Annotated in this window: 1 protein-coding gene; it reads right to left on the bottom strand. The window is 45.8% G+C overall.

Features of this window, described 5'->3' with window-relative positions; translation table 11 throughout:
* Positions 1-322 precede the first annotated feature (322 nt).
* On the bottom strand, positions 323-559 hold a 237-nt coding region (locus tag AC0QHF_RS03940; RefSeq protein WP_324702880.1), incomplete at its 5' end, for a hypothetical protein.

Here is a 559-nt window from a genome sequence, read left to right as displayed (position 1 = left end):
GTTATCCCCTCCTAAACCTCCCCAATCATCTTCAGATGATTTGAGCTATTAGCTTGGGAATTGATTCCCAAGCGGTTTCTCGTACCCAAAAAGGGCGCAAGCCTTGCGCCCCTACCCAACTTATTCAAACTGTTTGAAAAAGGCGGCCGTAGTCCAGTAGGGTGTGTTATGCGGCTGGAAAATGCGAATGCTGACAAATCAATGATATTTCCGCATAACGCACCATCCATAATTACGCGATCGTCCAATTGGAATCACGATCATTTCTGACATCATCATCACATCATCCACGGAACACCGTATTCGATTTTTCTCAATACCATCATTTATCAATGAGTCTGCGTTCCGTGTTTGCATCATCCATCAATTTTAGATGGTTGGGAGATGCGGGGGTGCGATCGCATTTTTGTAGGGGCGTATGGCATACGCCCCAATTTGATATTCGCCCGACACCAGATGAAAAAGGGCGCAAGCCAGGGGCCCCTACAGAGTTGATAATTGAGGCGATCGCATCCTCAAAATTTGGTACTCTGTTTGAATGACTGATTTTAGGCTTGTA

The sequence above is a fragment of the Lyngbya sp. CCY1209 genome (assembly GCF_055795065.1).
This window is presented reverse-complemented; position numbering and strand designations above follow the sequence as displayed.